4 protein-coding genes are annotated in these 4,884 nt (G+C 72.4%); all 4 read left to right on the top strand.

Translation table 11 applies throughout. The features are described 5' to 3' along the window. Positions 1-1,970: murein biosynthesis integral membrane protein MurJ (murJ, locus tag VR44_RS00920; RefSeq protein WP_045945385.1), on the top strand; the 1,970-nt coding region annotated here is incomplete at its 5' end. Between the two features lie 117 nt (positions 1,971-2,087). Beyond that, positions 2,088-3,803 carry a protein kinase family protein gene (locus tag VR44_RS00915; RefSeq protein ID WP_045945384.1) on the top strand — a complete coding sequence of 572 codons (1,716 nt, stop codon included), beginning with the start codon at positions 2,088-2,090 and terminating at the stop codon, positions 3,801-3,803. Between the two features lie 26 nt (positions 3,804-3,829). Next, positions 3,830-4,531 (top strand): RNA polymerase sigma factor SigM, encoded by a 702-nt coding sequence (gene sigM, locus VR44_RS00910; protein WP_045945383.1) that lies wholly within the window; start codon positions 3,830-3,832, stop codon positions 4,529-4,531. Then, positions 4,528-4,884: anti-sigma factor family protein (locus VR44_RS00905; protein WP_245691571.1), on the top strand; the 357-nt coding region annotated here is incomplete at its 3' end. The genes sigM and VR44_RS00905, both read left to right, overlap by 4 nt.

Here is a 4,884-nt window from a genome sequence, read left to right as displayed (position 1 = left end):
TCTACGACCGGGCCTCGCACCCCCCGCCGCCGCCGGGCACCTACCAGGAGCCCGGTCCGCTCTACGCCGCGCCCCAGGCGCCCTCGCACGGTCCCGACCCGCGCGTCTGGGCCCAGACCCCGCCGCCCGAGCCGGACGGCCCGTCCCGCCACCTGCCCTACGGCGACCACGCGGCGAAGACGCAGTTCGTCGGGGTGGACTCGCTCGTGACCAGCGCCTCGGACGAACAGCCCGAACCCGACGCCTTCACCCACCTCTACCGCGACCAGCAGGCCGCTCCCGGCGCCCCGGCCGAGGAGGCCCCCGTGGCGGCCCCGGCCCCGAGCAAGCCCGCGGGCAAGGCGGCCAGCCTCCTCAAGTCCAGCGCCGTGATGGCGGCCGGCACGATCGTCTCCCGCATCACCGGCTTCGCCCGCACCCTGGTCATCGCGGGCGCCATCGGCGTCGCCACCCTCAACGACTCCTACCAGGTCGCCAACACCCTGCCGACGATGATCTACGTCCTCGTCGGCGGCGGCGCCCTCAATGCGGTCTTCATCCCGCAGCTCGTGCGCGCCATGAAGAACGACGACGACGGCGGCGAGGCCTACGCCAACCGCCTGCTCACCCTCGTCGTCACCCTCCTCGGCGCGGTCACGACCATCTGCGTGCTCGCCGCTCCGCTGTTCATCCGCATGATGTCGCCGACCATCGCCGGCGATCCGAAGCGCCTCGACGTCGCCGTGGCCTTCGCCCACTACTGCCTGCCCACGATGTTCTTCATGGGCGTCCACGTGGTGCTCGGTCAGATCCTCAACGCCCGGGGCCGGTTCGGCGCGATGATGTGGACCCCGGTCCTCAACAACATCGTCGTCATCGCCACCTTCGGCGCCTTCATCTGGGCCTTCGGCGGGTTCACCGCCTCCGGAGTCTCCGAGGCGACCATCACCCCCGAGGGCGTCCGCCTCCTCGGCATCGGCACACTCCTCGGCCTCGCCGTCCAGTCGCTCGCCATGCTCCCCTACCTGCGGGACGCCGGCTTCAAGCCGCGCCTGCGCTTCGACTGGAAGGGCCACGGCCTCGGCAAGGCGGCCGGCCTGGCCAAGTGGACGTTCTTCTTCGTCCTCGCCAACCAGATCGGCCTCGTCGTCGTCACCCAGCTCGCCACCGCGGCGGGCACGGCCGCCGAGAAGCTGGGTCACGGCGGTACCGGTATCACCGCCTACAACTACGCGCTGCTGCTGTGGCAGATGCCGCAGGCCATCATCACCGTCTCGGTCATGACGGCGGTCCTGCCCCGGATCTCCCGCTCCGCCCACGACGGGGACGCCGCCGCGGTCCGCGACGACATCTCCTACGGCCTGCGCACCTCGGCCGTCGCCATCGTGCCCTGCGCCTTCGCGTTCCTCGCCCTGGGCGTTCCGATGGCCACCCTGCTCTACGCCAGCGCCGGCAAGGACGCCGTGAACATCGGCTACGTGCTGATGGCCTTCGGCCTCGGCCTGATCCCCTACTCCGTCCAGTACGTGGTCCTGCGCGGGTTCTACGCCTACGAGGACACCCGGACCCCCTTCTACAACACCGTCATCGTCGCCGCCGTCAACGCCGGCGTCTCGGCCCTCGCCTACTTCGTCCTGCCCGCGCGGTGGGCCGTCGTGGGCATGGCCGCCGCGTACGGTCTCGGCTACGTGGTCGGCGTGGGCGTGGCCTGGCGCCGCCTCAAGGCCCGCCTGGGCGGGGACCTCGACGGTGCGCACGTCATGCGCACCTACACCCGACTGATCGGCGCGTGCGTCCCGGCCGCCGTGGTGGCGGGCGCCGCCGCCTACGGTGTCATGCACGTCCTGGGCAGCGGAGCCCTCGGCTCCCTCGCCGCCCTGGTCGCCGGTGGCATCGCGCTGGGGGCCGTGTTCCTCCTCGCCGCCAAGCGCATGCGCATCGAAGAGCTCAACTCCATGGTCGGAATGGTCCGCGGCCGACTGGGTCGCTGATGCGCACAACCGTCGGGCCCCATCGTGTGTCGTGCATAGCGCCGGACTGTGGGCACAATTGGCATGGCTTCGCAGACTGGCCGACAGCGCGCAACGGATGGGGAGGCAGGGACGACGGTGGCGGAACGTAGCACAGCTGCCGTCGACGTGGCCGACAACAGCGGCGACCAGCCGCTGGCCGCAGATGCGGCCAAGGCCACGGCCGACGGGGTGGACACCCAGAACGGACGAGCCGCGGACGAGCCCATGCCCGAAAAGGACGGCGAACGCAGGAGCGCGGCGCCCGCGGCCGCGCCGGAACTCCACAGCGGCCACAAGCTCGCCCGGCGCTACCGCCTGGAGGAGTGCGTCACCCGTCTGGACGGATTCAGCAGCTGGCGCGCGATGGACGAGAAGCTGCGCCGCGCCGTCGGTGTGCACCTGCTGCCCGCAGACCACCCCCGCGCCCGGACGGTCCTGGCCGCGGCCCGCTCCTCCGCCCTGCTCGGCGACCCCCGGTTCGTCCAGGTCCTCGACGCCGTCGAGGAGAACGACCTCGTCTACGTCGTCCACGAGTGGCTGCCCGACGCCACCGAGCTCACCGCCGTCCTCGCCGCCGGAACGCTGGAGCCCCACGAGGCCTACCAGCTGGTCAGCCAGGTCTCCCAGGCCATGGCCGCCGCCCACCGCGAGGGCCTGGCCCACCTGCGCCTGACGCCCAGCGCGATACTGCGGACCTCCACGGGCCAGTACCGCATCCGCGGCCTCGCCGTGAACGCCGCCCTGCGCGGCATCACCAGCGACACCCCGCAGCGGGCCGACACGGAGGCCATCGGCGCCCTGCTGTACGCGGCCCTCACCCAGCGCTGGCCGTACGAGAACGACGCCTACGGTCTGCGCGGCCTGCCCAAGGGCGTCGGCCTGCTCGCCCCCGACCAGGTGCGCGCCGGCGTCCACCGGGGTCTCGGCGAGCTCGCCATGCGCGCCCTGGCGAACGACGGGGCCACCGCCTCCCGCCAGGAGCCCGCCTGCACCACCCCGGAGGAACTGGCCAAGGCGGTCGCGGCGATGCCCCGCATCAAGCCGCCGGAGCCCGCCTTCACGGCCCCGCCGGAGTACCAGCACACCACCTACCAGCAGGGCAGCTACGGCCGCCCGGCTCCCGTCGGCATGCCCGCGGCCCCGATCAGCATGCCGGTGCCCCCGCCACCGCCGCTGCAGAGCCGTACGGGCCGCGCCCTGAAGTGGGGCGTCGCCGCCCTCCTGATCGCCGCCCTGGGCCTGGGCAGCTGGCAGCTCGCCGACGCCCTCCTGGACCACGGCAAGCAGAACAACAGCGAGACCACCCAGCCCCAGCAGCAGGGCCCCGCCCCGGAGAAGAAGGAGCCCGCTCCCCTCTCCATCAGGGACGCCAAGGAGTACGCCCCCGACGGCGTCCCGCAGAACGCGGCCGACGTCGACAAGACGTACGACGGGGACACCTCCAGCTACTGGCGCACCAAGAGCTTCTCCGACGGCCCGAAGATCATCATCAAGCCCGGTGTCGGGATCATCTACGACCTCGGCTCCGAGCAGGAGGTCAAGGAGGTCTCGATAGGGCTGAGGCACCCGGGCGACCACACCACCCTGTCGCTCTACGCCACGGACTCCCTCACCGCGAAGGACGCCGTCGACCCGAAGAAGAAGATCGCGGGCACCAGCACCAAGGACAGCAGCGTCAAGCTGACCGTGCAGAAGCCGGTCAAGACGCGCTACGTGCTCCTGTGGATCACCGAGATGCCGTACGCCGGCTACGACAACTTCAGCGGCGCCGGCTACAAGCAGGGCATCACGGACGTGAAGTTCAAGGGCTGACGCACGGCAGGGGAGGGGGCTCACCGTTGGACGAAGCCGCGACCGTCGGGCGCAGCGACCAGGAACTCCTTTCCCTGCACGTCGCCGGGGACCCCGACGCCTTCGGGGAGCTGGTGCGGCGGCACCGGGACCGGCTGTGGGCCGTCGCGCTGCGGACCCTGGGGGACCGGGAGGAGGCGGCCGACGCCGTCCAGGACGCCCTGGTCTCCGCCTACCGGGCCGCCCACACCTTCCGCGGGGACTCCGCGGTGACCACCTGGCTGCACCGGATCACCGTCAACGCCTGTCTGGACCGGGCCCGCAAGGCCGCCTCCCGCCGGACCGCCCCCCTCGACGACACGGACCGCCTGGAGCGGCTCCTGGAGCCCCACGAGTCCGCCGAGGCCCCCGCGGAACGCCAGGACCTCCACCGCCAGCTCCTGGCCGCCCTCGCCACCCTCCCCGCCGACCAGCGGGCCGCCCTGGTCCTCGTCGACATGCAGGGGTATCCCGTCGCCGAAGCCGCCACCGTCCTCGACGTACCGGTCGGGACCGTCAAGAGCCGGTGCGCGCGCGGCCGGGCGAAACTCCTCCCGCTCCTCACTCATCTGCGCACGAATGCCGGGGATAACACCGCCACCGAGCGGGGAAGGAACCGGACGCCGGGGGCACCCGTCCCATCTGCGGCAGACCCCAGGCATCCAGAACCAGATCCAGACCCTGTGAAGGGCGGAGGTGGACGACCGTGACCCCCACAACCGGCACCGCCGGCACGATCCGGCACCCGGAGGTCTCGGAGATCTCCGACCTGACCGAAGGGCTCCTCTCCCCCTCCCGTACCGCCGAGGTCCGCCGGCACCTCGCGGACTGCGCGCTGTGCGCCGACGTCCTGGCCTCCCTGGAGGAGATCCGGTCCCTGCTGGGCACCCTGCCCGGCCCGCCGCGGATGCCCTCCGACATCGCCGGGCGCATCGACGCGGCCCTCGCCGCCGAGGCCCTGCTCGACTCCACCGCTTCCCGCGCCGAGGTCCTGTCCGCTCCCGGGCCGCGCACCGAGGCCGCCGCACCGGGGGCACACCCGTCGGGAGCCGGGGGAGAAACA

The organism is Streptomyces katrae, from assembly GCF_000966975.1.
Taxonomy (GTDB): domain Bacteria; phylum Actinomycetota; class Actinomycetes; order Streptomycetales; family Streptomycetaceae; genus Streptomyces; species Streptomyces katrae.
Note: the sequence above shows the minus strand (reverse complement) of the source record. Positions and strands in the feature narration are given on the sequence as shown.